The following is a 16,274-nucleotide window of genomic DNA, read 5'->3' as shown; positions in this document are numbered from 1 at the left end:
ATAAAAATGGAAAAAATAACGGTATCAATTCTTTGTGGAGGCAAAAGCAGCCGAATGCAGTCGGAGAAAGGATTGGTGCTTTTTCAAGGAAAACCATTTATTGAGCATATTATTGCAGCGGCTTTGCCCATTAGTAATGAAATACAATTAGTAACAAATACATCTGATTATGATTATTTGTCCTATAAAAAAATAAAAGATATTGAATTAGATAAAGGACCTATTGGCGGAATTTACACTGCTTTGGTTCATTCGGAATCAGAAATTAATTTGATATTGAGTTGCGATATTCCTTTAATTTCGACCGAATTATTATCGGAATTAATCGCAAAACACAATGCATATTTTGAAGTTTCTGTTTTTTCAGAAGCCAATAAAATTCATCCTTTGATCGGAATTTATTCGAAGAAAATAATTCCAATTCTTAAAAAGGCGATAGAAGAAAATGATTTAAAAATGATGCGCTTGCTAGAAAAAGTGAATCACCAAATAATTGAAGTTGCAGGAGAGCGAAGTGAACAATTTAGAAATGTCAATTCACTTACCGAATTGAATGAACTGAATGCCAAATATTGAAGAATATGAAAAAGACTAACACACCAAAGTTGACAATTGTAGGGGCTGGACCTGGCGATGTGGAATTAATTACCATAAAAGCCATAAAAGCTTTAGGAGATGCTGATGCAATACTTTATGATGCATTAGTAAATGAAGACTTATTGCAATATGCTGCTGCAGGAACGGAGATTGTTTTTGTTGGGAAGCGTTTTGGTTGTCACGCCTACACTCAGGATCAGATAAACGAATTGATTGTGGTTATGGCTAAAAAACACGGTCATGTGGTGCGATTAAAAGGGGGAGATCCATTTGTTTTTGGTAGAGGAAGTGAAGAAATTGAATTTGCTCAGCAACATGGTTTACAAACGGCAATTGTTCCTGGAATATCTTCGGCATTAGGAGTTCCAGCTTCTAATGGAATCAGTTTAACACAACGCGGAATTTCGGAAAGTTTTTGGGTAATTACAGGAACCACTTCGGCACATAAATTATCTATGGATGTAAGTTTGGCGGCACAATCGTCGGCTACGGTGGTTATTTTGATGGGAATGAATAAACTAGACGAAATTGTATCTATTTATCAAAACAACAGAACCGATGATTTACCAGTGGCTATCATTCAAAACGGAACCAAAGACACGCAGAAAAAAGTAATAGGAGCGGTAAGTTCTATTCGTAAATTAGTAGCCGAACACAAATTGGCTTCGCCAGCCATTATTGTAATAGGAGAGGTGGTTAAGCATGCTTCTGAACTAGCTGTTTTTACTAAAGCGGCTTACACTGATGATGAATTTATTTTTCAAAATCTAAACGTAACAGAGTAATGCTAAGGCTTAAATATTTTGGTGCTGTAGCCGAGAAAACAAAAGTGCAGGAAGAAAACATTCCTTTTTCTAATTCATCTCTACAGGAATTAGTGGATGCATTAGAGCAAAAATACGATTTGGCTTCGCTTTCTTATAGTATTGCGGTCAATCAAAAACTGGTACAAGACAAAAACAGTTACATGTTAATAAGCAATGATGTTGTTGCTTTGTTGCCTCCCTTTGCTGGAGGTTAAAAAACAATAATTTTCTAATTCGGTAGCAATTATGCGATACAATCGACAAATTATACTTCCTGAAGTTGGCGAAAAAGGCCAGGAAAAACTAACTCAAGCTAAGGTATTGATTATTGGTGCGGGTGGTTTAGGCGCGGCAATTTTACCGTATTTAGCAGCAGCTGGAATTGGAGAAATAGGAATTATTGACAATGATTCCATTGAAATCAGTAACTTACAACGTCAGGTAATTTATAAAAGCAATGCGGTAGGAAAATCCAAAGCGCTAGAAGCTAGAGAAATGGCTTTGTCTTTGAATCCTTCGATCCAAATTAATGCTATTACGGATACTTTGAATGCTAAAAATGCCATTGCATTATTCGAACAGTATGACATTATGGTCGATGCAACCGATAATTTGCATGCCAAATATTTAATTAACGATGCTTGTGTTGTAACCCATAAACCTTTTGTTTACGGTTCTATTTATAAATTTCAAGGACAAGTTTCGGTATTTAATTATCAAAACGGACCTACATACCGATGTCTTTTTCCAGATGAATCTTCCAATAGTAAAAATTGCGTTGATGCTGGAGTAATGGGTATTTCGGTGGGAATTATTGGGATGTTTCAGGCTAATGAAGTTTTGAAAATGGTTCTTGGAATTGGCAAGGTACTTTCGGGCGAATTGTTGATTTATAACATGCTCAATAACGACCAACAAAAATTTGATTTGGTTAAAAACAATAGTATTTCTTTAAGCCGATTGGATTTCGAAAAAAAATACAATGCAATTGAAAATACAGTTTTAGAAATTTCAGCGAAAGAAGCTTTGGAAGAAATAGAAAATCCAGGTGTTCTTTTTCTGGATGTTAGAAATAAAGAAGAATTACCAAAAGTAAATTTTACTAATTCAATCCAAATTCCGCTTGCTGATTTAGAAGAGAATTTAGATCAATTGGATTCCAATAAAACGATATTGGTGTATTGCCAATCGGGTATTAGAAGTAAAAAAGCAGCTGAAATACTTAAAAAACATCAATTTTTAAAAGTACAAAGTATTGCGGGTGGTGCTTTAAAATTAGAAGGAGTTATGGCAAAAGTGTCTGTTTTTTAACCGCAAAGGACACAAGGTTTTTCGCAAAGTTCGCAAAGAAAATTGCTAAAAGGAATGTACTGAGTTGTTTTTAAAAGGAATGAAAATCCGTTTTTTATCTGTAAAAATCAGTGTTATCCGTGTACCATTGTTTAGTCTGTTAGCGGACAATTTATAAAATATCAATATGAGCAAAAAAGTTTTTATAGAAGGAGCCATTTCTCCGGAATTTATAGCCGATTCAATAGCTAAACATCAAGGGAAGCACACGATTGGGGCACACAATATTTTTTTAGGTCAGGTTCGTGCCGATATTCATGCCGAAAATGTAGTAAAAGCGATAGAATATACCGCTTATGAAGAAATGGCAAATGAAGCTTTGACTGCAGTTAGAGAAAAGGCTTTCGCCGAATTTGATTTGGTTTGTATGCACATTTACCACAGTTTAAGCGTGGTTAAAGCAGGCGAAATTTGTTTGTTTGTCTTTGTTTCTGCGGGACATAGAACACAGGTTTATGAAGCTACTGAAGCTATTGTGAATTGGATTAAGACTGATGTGCCTATCTTTGGTAAAGAAATATTTGAGAATGAAGATTTCATTTGGAAGCAAAATAAATAGGATTTTCGCTTTAAAAAAAAGGGAGACACGGCCTGAGCGGTCAATGTTATTAAGTTAAGCTTTTTCAGTCGTCACTTCGAGTAATTTTAAATAATAATGCGATAGCTTTAATATTTAAAATTGTATCGAGAAGCTTTATACAAACTAGAGTTCTCGATACGGGCTTACAATTTTCTGTCGCAAATTGTAAGCCAACTCGAACAGACGAATCCTTAACTTAATGACATTGCCCGAGCGATAGTGAATAGGCGAAGCAATTACACCAATTTTCACTAATTATGATTAATTAAAACAGGACAAAATTTGTATCAATTAGTCTAATTTGTGGTAAAAAAATAAATAATAATAATGGTCGATATTACCCATAAAATAAGTACGTTACGTTCGGCAACAGCCATGGCAACTGTAAAAGTTAGTTTGTCGGAAACGATTGAAGCTATTGCCAAAAATTTGGTTCCCAAAGGCAATGTGCTTGAAATGGCTAAAACTGCGGGTTTATTTGCTGTAAAAAATACGCATTTATCTATTCCTGATTGTCATCCGTTGCCGATTGAATATACGGCGGTGGCTTATGAAATTAAGGATTTAACGATTGATATTCTTTTTACTGTAAAGACCGTTTATAAAACAGGAGTAGAGGTCGAAGCTATGCATGGCGCGTCTATTGTGGCGTTAACGATGTATGATATGCTGAAACCAATTGATAAGAATATCGAAATTTCGACTATTAAATTAGTGGAGAAAAAAGGTGGAAAATCGTCATACAAAAATAAATTCCGTGATGCTTTAACAGCGGCTGTTTTTGTTTGTTCCGATTCTATTTTTGCAGGAGATAAAGAAGATCGTTCCGGAAAAGTTATTGTTGAAAAACTAGAATCGTATGGTGTAGAAACGGCTCATTACGAAATTATTCCTGATGAAGTTGATTTTATCCAGGACAGAACTAAAAAATTCGTTCAGGAAAACCAATTGGTGATTTTTACAGGAGGAACTGGGCTTTCGCCAAGAGATGTTACACCAGAAGCTTTAGAACCATTATTAGAAAATAGAATTCCGGGAATTGAAGAAGCGATTCGCAATTACGGACAAGACAGAATGCCGTATGCGATGCTTTCGCGTTCTGTGGCGGGAACTATTGGCGATAGCTTAGTTTTGGCTTTGCCAGGTTCTGTTAATGGAGCAAGAGAATCTATGGATGCTGTTTTTCCGCATGTTTTGCATATTTTTCACATCCTAAAAGGGAGTAATCATGATGCCAAATAACACCATATTGACGGATGATTTTGGTCGTAAACACAACTATTTACGTATTTCTTTAATAGAGAAATGCAATTTGCGTTGTACGTATTGCATGCCGGCAGAGGGAATTGCATTGACTCCTAAAAAAGAGTTGATGACTGCCGATGAGGTTTTTGCTATGGCCCAAACATTTGTAAATAATGGAGTTGACAAAATAAGATTAACAGGAGGAGAACCGCTGTTGCGAAAAGATTTTCCTGAAATTATAGAAAAATTAGCTCAATTAGAAACCGAAATTTCGATTACTACAAACGGAATTCTAATTGACCGACATATTGACGTTTTAAAGCAATTTAATGTCAAAAAAATCAATTTGAGTTTGGATACTTTAGTTCCATCTAAATTCAATACCATTACACTTCGCAATCAATTTCAAAAAGTAATTGATAATTTGCATTTGCTGCTGAATAATGATTTTAAGGTAAAAGTAAATGTGGTTTTGATTAAAGGTTTTAATGATAACGAAATTATCGATTTTATTAATCTAACCGAGTTTTTACCTATTTCAATTCGTTTTATCGAATTCATGCCTTTTGCTGGAAACCAGTGGGACAGGAGCAAAATGGTTTCTCAAACAGAAATTTTAGACCAACTTTCTGTTCATTTTTCTGAATCCAATTTGGAAAAACTTGAAGATGAAAAAAACTTCACAGCCAGAGAATTCAGGATAAAAAACTACTTGGGAAGCTTCGGAATCATTAGTTCGATTACGAATCCGTTTTGTGATGGCTGCAATAGAATTCGCCTTACGGCAAATGGGAAAATCAAGAATTGCTTGTTTTCAAACTCAGAAACCGATGTATTGACTCCTTACAGAAACGGTGAAGCTATTGAAAGCATTATTGCTTCAGCGATTAAAAATAAAAAGAAAGTAAGAGCAGGAATGACAACTATAGAAGATGTGGATAATCCAGTTTTAAATCAAGACAATCGCTCTATGATTGCGATTGGGGGATAACTACTTTTTTAAATATTCCCTAGCAGTAAATACAGGAAGTACTGATTTTTTAAAATCCTTTTTATTGCGAGTTAAAATCAAATTCAATTCGTTTTCCAAAGCGGTATGATATTGAATAGCATCTTCAAAATCTTTGAAATCAGATACTAATGCGAGTTCTAAAATTTTGTCATCCATTGGTAAAACTTCAACTAGTACTTTGAATTTGATTAAAATTTTCCTCGCCTCATCTAATTTTAAATTTCTTGACAATAAATAATGAACGTTTGCAATAGTTAGAGATGAAACATAGAGTTTTACATTATTATAATCTGATAATGTAAATAATTCTTGTGCTTCTTGATAAAATGCTTCCCGTTTAGAAAGTAAGTCTAAAACAATATTGGTGTCAACGAGTATTTTATCCATTAAGAATATTTTTTAGATAAGTAATCGCCATATTCTTTTTTGTAATCGGTATCTTCAAGAGAGATAACTCCTGTAAGACTCTCAACAAGCGGGCTTATTTTTGTCTTTTTGGAATCCTTTGTGGTTATTGATAATAAATAATTTTCAATAAGCTTTGAAAGACTTACACTATTGTTTTTTGCATAAGACTTAGCTTCCTCAATTATGTTTTGGTCGATATTTAAAGTTAATTTCGTATTCATAATAAATAGTTTACGTGTAAAATTATAAAATAATTACGTGACATAAAAACGTTTCCTATTTTTTAACAAATTATACAATTTAAATTTATAAAAAGCTTAATTCCAATTTATTAAAAACGTAAAAAGCAAAGCGTTACACTGTGCTTTTTACGTTTTTAGATTCGACCGATTTAAAAAGCGGTCGAGTTTATACCAACATTATTTTTCAAAATCTACTTTGACTTTATATTTGTTTGATTTTAAAATCGTTTCGATAGATCCAAAAGTAGCTATGGTTTTTTGATATTCTTTTTCGTTTTTCAAAGCAATTTGTCTCAAACAGTTTTGAAAACGACTTACTTCTTTGAGCGTGGTTAAAATCAAACCTGGAACAGACACGTTTTGTCCTGTTTTATCTTTGGCAACCATTGTAAAATAGGATGAGTTACAATGCTTCACTACTCCTGTTTGAATGTTTTCGGCTTCTACCCGAATGCCAATAATCATCGAACTATTTCCCACGTAATTTACGCTGGCTTTCATGGTAACTAATTCACCAACTTCAATAGGTTTCAAGAAATTTACGGTGTCTACTGAAGCTGTTACACAATAATTTCCTGAAAATTTAGAACCACAAGCAAAAGCAATTTGGTCCATTAGGGATAAAATATAACCACCATGAATTTTTCCACTAAAATTAGTGTGCGAAGGCAACATTAATTCCGAGATTGTTATTTTTGAAGAATCGACGGTTTTATATTCGGTATTCATAAATGTAGTTTTATTGATAATTTGGGTTTTTAAATATCTTGTTTTTCAGCCGTTAAAAGTACAAAATTAGATTTTGATGATTCGCATAAAGAACAGCAATAGTCTTCGGGTAAATCATTAAACAAAACGCCTTTCTTTATTCCTTGCACTTCATCTCCGTATTCTGAGTTATAAATGGTAAGACATTCTGAACATTGGTACACATCATGTTCTTGCTTTTCTTTTTTCGCAGCTGTAGCTGAATTGTTTTCAACTAAAATAGTATCTCCTAACTCGTTAAAGTATTTTTTACTCAATTCGATTAGAATACTTGGCAATTCCAGTTTATCAATATCTTGCGTATGAATGATATATTCTCGTGTATTTGGGTCAAAATGTTTGGCATACAAAACATTGTAAGTATCTCTAATTTTGATGGATTCCAGGTCTTTTGGCAATTTATTTTTTTCGATGACAATCGAAGTAAAATAATGTCCCTCACGATTGTAATTGGAAATACCAAAAGTAAGTCCGTAAGTACTAATGTCGAATTGATCTAAGGTTCTAACTAAAAATGTTTTCAAGTTCAAAGACCAATCCGTGGCTACAGGTAAATGCCAGTTTAACTCTAAAAGCGAATGACGGACATTAATTCCTTTTTTTCCAAGGAATTTTTCCCAGTCTAATTTTCGGTCTTTCGGAATTCCTTTTATAATGAAGGATTTCCAAGGTGTGATGCTTATTTTTCCAATTTTGCAATCAAAACATAAATCACACATTTCTTTTAGAAATTCTAAATCGTAAAGATTATTTCTCCAATACAATCCAAGCCAGTATTGGTCAATTCCCAAACGATTCATGCCTTCGTAATAAGGAAAAGGATAAAACGGAACATTCAGGGATTTATCCATCGTTCGGTTGTTAGTATCCAAATTTTCGCTAACTAGATTAAAAATCATATCAATTCCCATGGATTCTTCGCTTACAACACGTTCTATTTCGTAATAGATTTTGGAAATATCCCAGCTGTAAATTAATACTGGATAGATTTCCATGCGTTGCCAATTGGGTAAACGAATATACAAATACCAATAATCTTCATGTTCTGAAGCAATAAAATTGATATGTCCTGTAAATAATGGGACTAATTGTTGTTTTGGGTCGGTAATATTGACTTTTAAAACTGGTTGTTCTTTAAATTGTTCTAAAACATATAAGAATTTATTACCTGTTAGCCAAGATGTATTTCTAAAAATATCGGTTGATACATACGAAGAAACAATATTATTTCCGCTTTGTTCATTAGGATAAACAATATGAAGTTTGCCATTATTTTCTGTTTCTGAATATTCAAATCCATTTGGAAAAATAATATCTTGTCTGGAACCAAAGGAAATGTCTTTTAGTCCTTGCGCTAAACTCATGTTGACAATGTTGCGTAATTCGCCTGGCGAAATAACGCCTCCCTTTACTATTAATCGTGTTACTTCCATATCTTTAAAGTTTATGGTTTGTAGTTTGATGTTTGTAGTTATTTAACAATAAACTATAAACAAGCAACAACAAACTTATTTGCATTTAGCTAATATTTCTTTCACTTCGGTTTTGCAACTTCCGCAGCCTAAACCCGCTCCTGTAGATTTGCATAGTTCAGTGAAATTAGTGGTTCCGGATTTAATAGCTTCTTCAATATTACCCATTCCTACCTGGCTACAAGAGCAAACTAGTTTACCCACAACCGGTTTTGCGGCTGCATTGCTTCCTCTTAAGAGTTGGTTCCGTTTGTCAGACAATTCGATTTTGCTTTCAATCATGGTTTTGAACTCGGCAAATTCGTTTTTATCACCCATTAAAATAGCACCCACTAATAAATCGTCTTTAACGATACATTTTTTGTAATAACGTTTTTTCAAATCGGCAAAGACAATTTCTTCATAACTATCGTCATTTTCAGGAATTTCAACTTCGCCAATACTGCAAAGATTAATATCTTCTAATTTTAGAATGTTCATTAATACCGAACCTTTGTAAAAACTACTGATGTCTCCCGCAAAAAAGTGGGCTAAAACATCGGCTTGTTCTTCGGCAGCAGAGGTAATTCCGAATAATTTCCCATTGAATTCGGCAATTTCACCAATGGCAAAAATATCTGGATTGGATGATTGTAAATACTGATTTACTTTCACTCCGCGACCACAAGCAATTCCGGATTCTTTAGCAATTTCTATGTTTGGAATTGTTCCAATGGCGTAAACAATGGCGTTTGCGGTTAATATTCGACCACTTTTTAGTGCAATTTCCAGTTCATTAGCATTATTTGATTCGAAAACGGTACTGACTTCATTATCAAAATAAATTTGAATATCACGAAGCTGAACTTCTTCGGCTAATAATTTGCAAGAAATACGATCCAGTTGACGTTCCATTAATCGGGAAGCCCTTTGAATAATGGTAATTTTTACTTTTTTATGTTTTAAGGCTGCAGCTAATTCGAGACCTAATAAACCGCCACCTACAATTACTACATGTTGGTCTTCGGGAGCTAAATTAGTTTGGTCTAAATAGTTTTTTAATTTATCAGCATCTTCTTTTCTACGCATTGTAAAACGTCCCGGAAGGTGTAATTGTGCATTTTCAGGAACAAAAGGACGACTTCCTGTAGCTAAAATTAATCGGTCAAAAGTGTGGGTTTCACCACGGCTGTCTTTGATTGTTTTATTAGCTGCATCGATGTTATCAATCCCAATAGACGATTTCAACGTAATGTTTAATTTGCTTAAACCGTCGTCACTTCTAATTTTTAGTAAATTTTCCCAAGACAATTCATTGGTAACATATTCAGGCAACAGCACCCGATTGTAAAATGGATTGGCTTCGTTTGAGAAAACTACAATTTCATCGGTAGTGTTCAATTCTCTGTAGTTTTGTATGAATCTAAAAGCAGCAGCTCCAGCACCTACAATAGCTATTTTTTGGAACGGTTTTTCATATTTCTTAACAGCAACAGCAGTGTATTTAAAATCAGGTTCTTTAGAAATGGGATCAACAAGTGTATTGGTAAGATTGTTGGCTCTGTTTAGGTCATTTTCTAATTGTTTTCCCCAGTGCATTGGTAAAAAAACAACACCTTCTTTAATCGTATCAGTAACATTTGCTTTTACCCGAACATCTCCATTTTTACTGCTAATAACCACTACATCTCCATTTTCTATTCCTGTTTTAAAAGCATCAATAGGATTGATTTCTAACAATGGATTTGGAATGTGTGATAGCAATCGGGACACTTTCCCGGTTTTAGTCATCGTGTGCCATTGGTCTCTAATACGACCTGTGGTAAGGATAAAAGGAAATTTGTCGTTAGGTTTCTCAGAAGTATTTTCAATAGTTGCAGGCAGGTTAAAAATGGCTTTTTGAGAAGGCGTATAAAACTTTCTATCCGTAAAAAGTCTTGGCGTTCCCGGATGTCCATAATCAGGAACAGGCCATTGAAAAGTACCTTCGTATTTTAATCTATTGTAATTCAGGTATGAAATGTCAATATTAGTATTTTTTGTCATTTGACAGTATTCCTTGTAAACTTCTTCGGCAGTGTTGAAATTAAAGCCAGTGAACCCCATTTTTTTTGCAAATCGAGTTAGGATTTCAATATCGGCTAGCGCTTCACCAGGAGCATTTATTCCTTTCGGTAAATAAGAAATTCTTCTTTCGGAATTAGTCATTGTACCATCTTTTTCTAACCATCCCGCTGCGGGAAGGAGTAAATCGGCAAATTTAGCGGTATCGGCATGGTGTGATATTTCCTGAACCACAACAAATTTGGCGTTTTTCAAGGCTTTTTCCACTCGTCTAGAATCGGGTAAACTTACCATTGGATTAGTACAGATAATCCAAATGGCTTTCATTTTTCCAGATGCTAAGGCTTCAAACATCTCTGTTGCGGTTAGCCCCGGTTTTTCTGAAATACTATCCACACCCCAAAAATCTGCTACTTCCTGACGGTGTTCCGGATTCGCTAATTCACGGTGAACCGCTAGTAAATTCGCCATTCCGCCCACTTCTCTTCCGCCCATAGCGTTCGGTTGTCCAGTTAAAGAAAAAGGTCCAGAACCTGGTTTTCCAACGTGTCCTGTTAGTAATGAAATATTCAATAAAGCCGTGTTTTTATCCACTCCTACAGCACTTTGATTCAATCCCATAGCCCAAAGTGAAAGAAAACCTTCGGCTTTGCCTATTAAATCCACAGCCAAATCAATTTCTTTGATGGAAATTCCACACAATTGAGAGGCTTTTTCTAATGAGGTTGACAAGACTAAATTTTTGTAAGCCTCAAAATTTTCAGTATGTTTCCTGATGAAATTATTATCGGTATAGCCTTTTTCGATAATTCTTTTTGCCATAGCATGGTATAAAATAATATCGCTTCCAGGAAGAATTTGCAAATGCAAATCGGCAGTTAAGGCAGTATCGGTTTTTCTGGGATCAATTACAATTACCTTTACTTTTGGATTTTTCTCACGGTGTTGTTCTAAACGTCTAAACAGAATAGGGTGACACCAAGCGGGATTTGCACCAGTGATTAAGAAAGTATCGGCTAATTCAATGTCGTCATAAGCAATGGGAACAGAGTCTTCTCCAAAGGTTTTCTTGTAGCCAGCTACTGCTGAACTCATGCAAAGACGAGAATTAGTGTCTATATTATTGGTTTTTAGAAAACCTTTTACCAGTTTATTTACTAAATAATATTCTTCTGTTAAACATTGGCCAGAAATATAAAAACCTACGCTATCAGGACCGTGTTTTTTTATTATTGAAGAAAATACAGCAGCGGCACGATCTAAACCATCATCCCAGCTCACACGTTCCATAGGATGTGATTTACTCCAACGCATTTCGGGATACAGAATCCTATCGGAAGTGTCATTAGCAACATAGTGAAGGTTCATCCCTTTAGAACAAAGCATTCCTCTATTTACAGGATGGTCTTGGTCTCCTTTTACCATAACTCCGTTGGTAGCATCTTTGGTTACAATGATTCCGCATCCTACTCCACAATACGAACAGGTAGTTTTGATTTCTGAATTTTGCATCATCCTCAGTCTTTTTTAATAATGTAATCTGTTTAACTCTTGAACTAGAGTTTTGAAATGTAAAAATAAGTATAAATTAAGTATAAATACGTATTTTTTGAATTATTTTTTTAAGTTTGATAAAAAGACAAAAGAAACCTAAAATAATGCTCTTTATCTTTTTTTTGGTTCGAAAATAAATATTAATTCAAAAAGAGTATTTCAGCTACTAAAGGTATTTTCTGCTTTCTGATAGAAATACACAAAAGTTTAAGCAAGGAAAGAGCCGTTTTAAAAAAAATGTATGAATATTTAAATAGCTACCGAATTAATTTGGTTTATATATTCTAAAGGAGGAATTCCTATTATGTCTTTGAAGCTGGTAAAAAAAGGATTGTAGGAAGTAAATCCGATTTTTTTTGAAAGAGAATCCAACGTATTATTTTTTAAATAACCTTCCTCAATGAGTTTAATTGCATCTTGAATTCGGATGACTTTTTTAAATTCCGAAAAAGAGATGGTAGCGTGGTATTTGAATAAATAAGAAAGATGACTTTTAGGAATACTGAGCTTAGTTGCTAAATCGGTAAGAGTTAATTTTGGATTTCTAAAAGCGTCAAAATGTAATGCTATCTTTTCAATCTCTTCAAAATAATTTTGGAGATTATTATCAATTTTTTCTTTTAAAATAAGGTGTTGTATGTTTTTTATTTCACAAATGGGTTGTATTTGCCAAATTTCATTAAATACTAAATTAGAGTTTCTATTTTCTTTCAATTTTTCATTTAAAAGATTATAGCCATAAAGAATTTCTGGTGTAACTAATATTTTAATCAGAATGGCAATCCAAATTAGAGATGATATCCATTGAAAACTTAGTCCTTTTGTTGGCTCATTTTGAAAAATTTCAATAAATAAAGAAACGGAAAGTCTTATTGAGGCTAATATTAATGCTATAAATAGAAATAGTGTCCAATTGTATATTTTTTTGTTTTGTTTTTTGATTGATTTGTTTTCGAAACTTTTATTCCAAACATTATTTTTTAGAAGAGTGTAACTTAAAAAGACATAATTAAGTAGAAAAGTCAGAAAAATTAAAAGAATAGAAAACCGTATTGTGAAAGTAGGCGTAAGATAATTGTAAATTTTAAAAGTGATTAAAAAATATATAATTGGGAATAGAAAGTGTAATAATTCCTTTAAATTAAACTGTTTTTTGACTCTCAAATTTTTAAAATACAGATAACATATTGGTATTACGACCGATGTTAAATTAGAATATTTGGTGTAAATAGTTATCAGTTCAGGGTTAGAAATAAAATTGATTATTCCATAAATAAAAAAGCGGCAGGAGATTATAAAAATTAATAAAACCATATAAATATTCATTATAGGGTTTGATTTTTTATTCAGAAAAAGTATAACAGCGATGAGAAATCCAATAATCCCCGTGATAACACTTAATGAGTTTAATAACATTTAATTTTTTTTTTTAAGAGTTAAGCTAGTAAATTTTGTATGGAATTTATTTAGTTCCGGATGCTAAAAAATGAAAAAATTCAAATTTATTTCAAATATATCGATCAACTACATTAGTTTGTTAATTTTTTCTAATTTTTTTGAAAACAATACCTTTCAATTTCTAAATTATTTTAACAAATCAGTTACTAAAAACCGAAAAATTGTTACTGTTTAGTTCTAAAAACAGGTGAATGGTATAAAAAAATCGATTAAGTGTAATATTTATGATTAATATTGTCTTAAAAAATATTTTTTATGAAGTATTTATTATTGTTTTTATCCCTTCCATTTTATGGACAAATTTTACATCATCAAATGCTTTCCTCACAAGGAACGACCAAGAAACTTTCTAATGGTTATATTATAAGTCAAACTATTGGTCAACAAAGTGCAATTGGTAATTCAAATAAGGATGCAGTTGTAATTCAGGGTTTTCAGCAAAGTCTTTGGAGCAGTCATATTGCTTCTAATGAGAAAACGGAAATGATAGTTTTAACGTATCCGAATCCATTTACAGATTTAGTTCATTTCCAATTTTCAAATCCCATTAAAGATGAAATTTCGATTTATGTATTTGATGTAAGTGGTCGATTAGTACATCAACAAAAAGGGCAGTCTGAAAATGCCATTTTGACAATAAATCTATTAAAGTTACCCCGATCCGAATATTTAGTGCAACTGCGTTCAATGACTATGACTTATTATACTAAAATTATTAAAATATGATAAAAAACTACTTACTAATTACTTTTTTACTGGCAACCACAACTATTTTTTCTCAGGAAGTTTATTTTACTTCGGGTAAAAATTACACGAAGTACAACTACAAGGATGCCAATCTTCAATCAAGTCCTAACCTTCAAAGCGGAACAGGCAATTTTTATGAAGTGGGTTTTGTAAAGCCTTTGGCTAAAAAAAATATGTTGTATTCATTTGGTTTCTCTTTGAATGATTACAATGCTATAGGAGGAAATTCGGCTAATTCTTATCGTTGGGATACTCAATATTTAGGTTTGCATGGAGGTTTATTGTATAATTTTTATTCGTTTACAGCAACTTCCAAAAATAAAATTGATTTTTTGTTTAAAACTCGTTTAAATGTTTCTTCTATTATTTACGGCAAACAGGAAATCAACGGTATTTATTATGATTTAATTCAGGAAGATGAATTTTCGGGAATTGTATTAGAATCATCAATAGGATTAATGGCAAAATATGTTATACCCTCATTTGGAGCTTTAAGTTTAGGATATAATTTTTGCCAGAGTATCAATATTACCAATTCTTCAAGTGAAAAAATATCTTTTAGTACTAATCAACTTCAATTAGGAGTTCATTTCAACATCAATTAATTACGATATGAAAAAAATAGTTATATTATTTATACTGTTTGTAGCAACAAATTCTTTTGCTCAGATGAATGGAATCTCTTATCAGGCTATAATTTTAAACCCTAAAGGAGAACAGTTGCCTGGGGTGAATAATTTGAATAGTCCTCTGGTAAATAAGGATATTTGTATGGTATTTAAGTTTGTAGATGAGTTTTCAAATGTAGAATACCAGGAAACCATACAAACTAAAACAGATGGATTTGGGATGGTAAATCTTGTCATTGGTTCGGGAAATCAAACTGCGGGTTATGCCGCTTCTTTTAAAGATATTGTTTGGAATATTTCTAAAAAAAGTTTGATTGTTGGAATAAATGCCGATGGAAATTGTGCTACTTACATTGAAATAAGCAATCAGGATTTTAGTTATGTTCCTTTGGCTTTTTCAGCCATTAATGCAGAAAATGTTACTGGAGTTGTAGCTATTGAAAACGGAGGGACTAATGCTACAAACCTAGTAGACGCTAGAACTAATTTACAAATCAATAATGTTGATAATACAACTGATTTAAATAAACCAATAAGCATCGCGACACAGTCGGCGTTAAATTTAAAAGAAAATGTAATTAACAAAAGTATTGATGTTATAGTTGATGGGAATTCAGATGTAAAATACCCGAGTGTGAAAGCAGTAAAAATGTATGTTGATGGGAAACAGTTGGTTTTATCTAATGCTATAGATGCTGAAATTATCAGAGCTAAAGCTGCTGAAACTACTATTGCTACAAACTTAACTACTGAAACTACAGCAAGAACTTCAGCTGATGCTACTTTAACAACAAATTTGGCAACAGAAGTAACTAACAGAACCAATGCTGATTTGTTAAAAGAAAATTTAGCCAATAAAAGTACTAATGTGACAAATGACGGAACTTCTGATACTAAATATCCAAGTGTAAAATCAGTAAAAACTTATGTTGATGCTAGTGTAACTGCTGTTACAACTGCTCTGGCATTAAAAGCAAATATTGATTCCCCAACCTTTACGGGAACAGTTAATGGAATAACTGCAACAATGGTAGGTTTGCCAGATGTTGATAACACAAGCGATGCAAACAAACCGGTTTCTACAGCTACAAAAACCGCATTGGACACAAAAGTGGATAAGGTTGACGGCGAGCGTCTTATTAACGCTTCGGAAATCACTAAACTTTCGAATCAATCAGGAACAAATACAGGCGATCAGGATTTGAGTAGTTTTGCTACAACAACAGCAATAGATTTAAAAGCAAATATTGATTCCCCAACCTTTACGGGAACAGTTAATGGAATAACTGCAACAATGGTAGGTTTGCCAAATGTTGATAACACAAGCGATGCTAACAAACCAGTTTCGACTGCAACGCAATCG

Annotated in this window: 16 protein-coding genes; 10 read left to right on the top strand and 6 right to left on the bottom strand. The window is 33.1% G+C overall.

The features are described from left to right. The first annotated feature begins 6 nt into the window (after positions 1–6). The 7 genes from AAGV28_RS07625 (at position 7) to moaA (ending at position 5,569) form a co-directional block, all read left to right on the top strand. On the top strand, positions 7–576 hold the full coding sequence (locus AAGV28_RS07625; protein ID WP_373406225.1) for a molybdenum cofactor guanylyltransferase: 570 nt from the start codon (positions 7–9) through the stop codon (positions 574–576). Positions 577–581: 5 nt separating this feature from the next. Further along, positions 582–1,382, top strand: a complete 801-nt coding sequence (gene cobA, locus AAGV28_RS07620) for a uroporphyrinogen-III C-methyltransferase (protein ID WP_373406224.1) — start codon at positions 582–584, stop codon at positions 1,380–1,382. Next, entirely contained in the window at positions 1,382–1,618 is a 237-nt protein-coding gene (locus AAGV28_RS07615; protein WP_373406223.1) for a MoaD/ThiS family protein, read from the top strand. The genes cobA and AAGV28_RS07615 overlap by 1 nt, the downstream gene beginning before the upstream one ends. 31 nt (positions 1,619–1,649) lie before the next feature. After that, positions 1,650–2,714: a molybdopterin-synthase adenylyltransferase MoeB gene (moeB, locus tag AAGV28_RS07610; protein ID WP_373406222.1), complete on the top strand. Its 1,065-nt coding sequence runs from the start codon at positions 1,650–1,652 to the stop codon at positions 2,712–2,714. Between the two features lie 166 nt (positions 2,715–2,880). Then, positions 2,881–3,312, top strand: a complete 432-nt coding sequence (locus AAGV28_RS07605) for a molybdenum cofactor biosynthesis protein MoaE (RefSeq protein WP_373406221.1) — start codon at positions 2,881–2,883, stop codon at positions 3,310–3,312. Positions 3,313–3,660: 348 nt separating this feature from the next. Then, positions 3,661–4,575: a bifunctional molybdenum cofactor biosynthesis protein MoaC/MoaB gene (gene moaCB, locus AAGV28_RS07600; protein ID WP_373406220.1), complete on the top strand. Its 915-nt coding sequence runs from the start codon at positions 3,661–3,663 to the stop codon at positions 4,573–4,575. Then, positions 4,562–5,569, top strand: coding sequence for a GTP 3',8-cyclase MoaA (gene moaA / locus AAGV28_RS07595; RefSeq protein WP_373406219.1), 1,008 nt, complete (start codon positions 4,562–4,564; stop codon positions 5,567–5,569). Before moaCB ends, moaA begins: the two co-directional genes overlap by 14 nt. Here the strand turns inward: moaA and AAGV28_RS07590 are convergent, their stop codons facing one another. From AAGV28_RS07590 to AAGV28_RS07565, 6 genes are all read right to left on the bottom strand, one after another. Further along, positions 5,570–5,977 carry a type II toxin-antitoxin system VapC family toxin gene (locus AAGV28_RS07590; protein WP_373406218.1) on the bottom strand — a complete coding sequence of 136 codons (408 nt, stop codon included), beginning with the start codon at positions 5,975–5,977 and terminating at the stop codon, positions 5,570–5,572. After that, the gene (locus tag AAGV28_RS07585) at positions 5,977–6,219 is read right to left on the bottom strand and encodes a DUF6364 family protein (protein WP_373406217.1); all 243 of its coding nucleotides are present in this window, start codon (positions 6,217–6,219) and stop codon (positions 5,977–5,979) included. The genes AAGV28_RS07590 and AAGV28_RS07585 overlap by 1 nt, the downstream gene beginning before the upstream one ends. A gap of 198 nt (positions 6,220–6,417) precedes the next feature. Further along, a complete protein-coding gene (locus tag AAGV28_RS07580) occupies positions 6,418–6,969 on the bottom strand; it encodes an acyl-CoA thioesterase (protein ID WP_373393037.1) in 552 nt (183 codons plus the stop codon). Between the two features lie 29 nt (positions 6,970–6,998). Continuing rightward, entirely contained in the window at positions 6,999–8,441 is a 1,443-nt protein-coding gene (locus AAGV28_RS07575) for a rubredoxin (RefSeq protein ID WP_373406216.1), read from the bottom strand. Between the two features lie 75 nt (positions 8,442–8,516). Next, positions 8,517–12,035, bottom strand: coding sequence for a molybdopterin-dependent oxidoreductase (locus AAGV28_RS07570; RefSeq protein ID WP_373406371.1), 3,519 nt, complete (start codon positions 12,033–12,035; stop codon positions 8,517–8,519). 291 nt (positions 12,036–12,326) lie between these two features. Next, positions 12,327–12,791 carry a helix-turn-helix domain-containing protein gene (locus AAGV28_RS07565; protein ID WP_373406215.1) on the bottom strand — a complete coding sequence of 155 codons (465 nt, stop codon included), beginning with the start codon at positions 12,789–12,791 and terminating at the stop codon, positions 12,327–12,329. Positions 12,792–13,790: 999 nt separating this feature from the next. Between AAGV28_RS07565 and AAGV28_RS07560 the strand changes: the two genes are divergently transcribed. The 3 genes from AAGV28_RS07560 to AAGV28_RS07550 all read left to right on the top strand — a co-directional run. Then, entirely contained in the window at positions 13,791–14,261 is a 471-nt protein-coding gene (locus tag AAGV28_RS07560) for a T9SS type A sorting domain-containing protein (protein ID WP_373406214.1), read from the top strand. Next, positions 14,258–14,887: a hypothetical protein gene (locus AAGV28_RS07555; RefSeq protein WP_373406213.1), complete on the top strand. Its 630-nt coding sequence runs from the start codon at positions 14,258–14,260 to the stop codon at positions 14,885–14,887. The genes AAGV28_RS07560 and AAGV28_RS07555 overlap by 4 nt, the downstream gene beginning before the upstream one ends. Positions 14,888–14,894: 7 nt before the next feature. After that, the coding region (locus AAGV28_RS07550) for a hypothetical protein (protein ID WP_373406212.1) at positions 14,895–16,274 on the top strand (1,380 nt) is incomplete at its 3' end.

Origin of the sequence: Flavobacterium zubiriense, assembly GCF_041729725.1 — a bacterium.
GTDB lineage: Bacteria > Bacteroidota > Bacteroidia > Flavobacteriales > Flavobacteriaceae > Flavobacterium > Flavobacterium zubiriense.
This window is presented reverse-complemented; position numbering and strand designations above follow the sequence as displayed.

Excerpts from the sequence above, each read along its gene's own strand:
- AAGV28_RS07570 (WP_373406371.1), bottom strand. The coding sequence starts at position 12,035 with ATGCAAAATTCAGAAATCAAAACTACCTGTTCGTATTGTGGAGTAGGA.
- AAGV28_RS07580 (WP_373393037.1), bottom strand. The coding sequence starts at position 6,969 with ATGAATACCGAATATAAAACCGTCGATTCTTCAAAAATAACAATCTCG.
- AAGV28_RS07560 (WP_373406214.1), top strand. The coding sequence starts at position 13,791 with ATGAAGTATTTATTATTGTTTTTATCCCTTCCATTTTATGGACAAATT.
- moeB (WP_373406222.1), top strand. The coding sequence starts at position 1,650 with ATGCGATACAATCGACAAATTATACTTCCTGAAGTTGGCGAAAAAGGC.
- AAGV28_RS07590 (WP_373406218.1), bottom strand. The coding sequence starts at position 5,977 with ATGGATAAAATACTCGTTGACACCAATATTGTTTTAGACTTACTTTCT.
- AAGV28_RS07615 (WP_373406223.1), top strand. The coding sequence starts at position 1,382 with ATGCTAAGGCTTAAATATTTTGGTGCTGTAGCCGAGAAAACAAAAGTG.
- AAGV28_RS07605 (WP_373406221.1), top strand. The coding sequence starts at position 2,881 with ATGAGCAAAAAAGTTTTTATAGAAGGAGCCATTTCTCCGGAATTTATA.
- moaA (WP_373406219.1), top strand. The coding sequence starts at position 4,562 with ATGATGCCAAATAACACCATATTGACGGATGATTTTGGTCGTAAACAC.
- AAGV28_RS07555 (WP_373406213.1), top strand. The coding sequence starts at position 14,258 with ATGATAAAAAACTACTTACTAATTACTTTTTTACTGGCAACCACAACT.
- cobA (WP_373406224.1), top strand. The coding sequence starts at position 582 with ATGAAAAAGACTAACACACCAAAGTTGACAATTGTAGGGGCTGGACCT.
- AAGV28_RS07575 (WP_373406216.1), bottom strand. The coding sequence starts at position 8,441 with ATGGAAGTAACACGATTAATAGTAAAGGGAGGCGTTATTTCGCCAGGC.
- AAGV28_RS07585 (WP_373406217.1), bottom strand. The coding sequence starts at position 6,219 with ATGAATACGAAATTAACTTTAAATATCGACCAAAACATAATTGAGGAA.
- AAGV28_RS07625 (WP_373406225.1), top strand. The coding sequence starts at position 7 with ATGGAAAAAATAACGGTATCAATTCTTTGTGGAGGCAAAAGCAGCCGA.
- moaCB (WP_373406220.1), top strand. The coding sequence starts at position 3,661 with ATGGTCGATATTACCCATAAAATAAGTACGTTACGTTCGGCAACAGCC.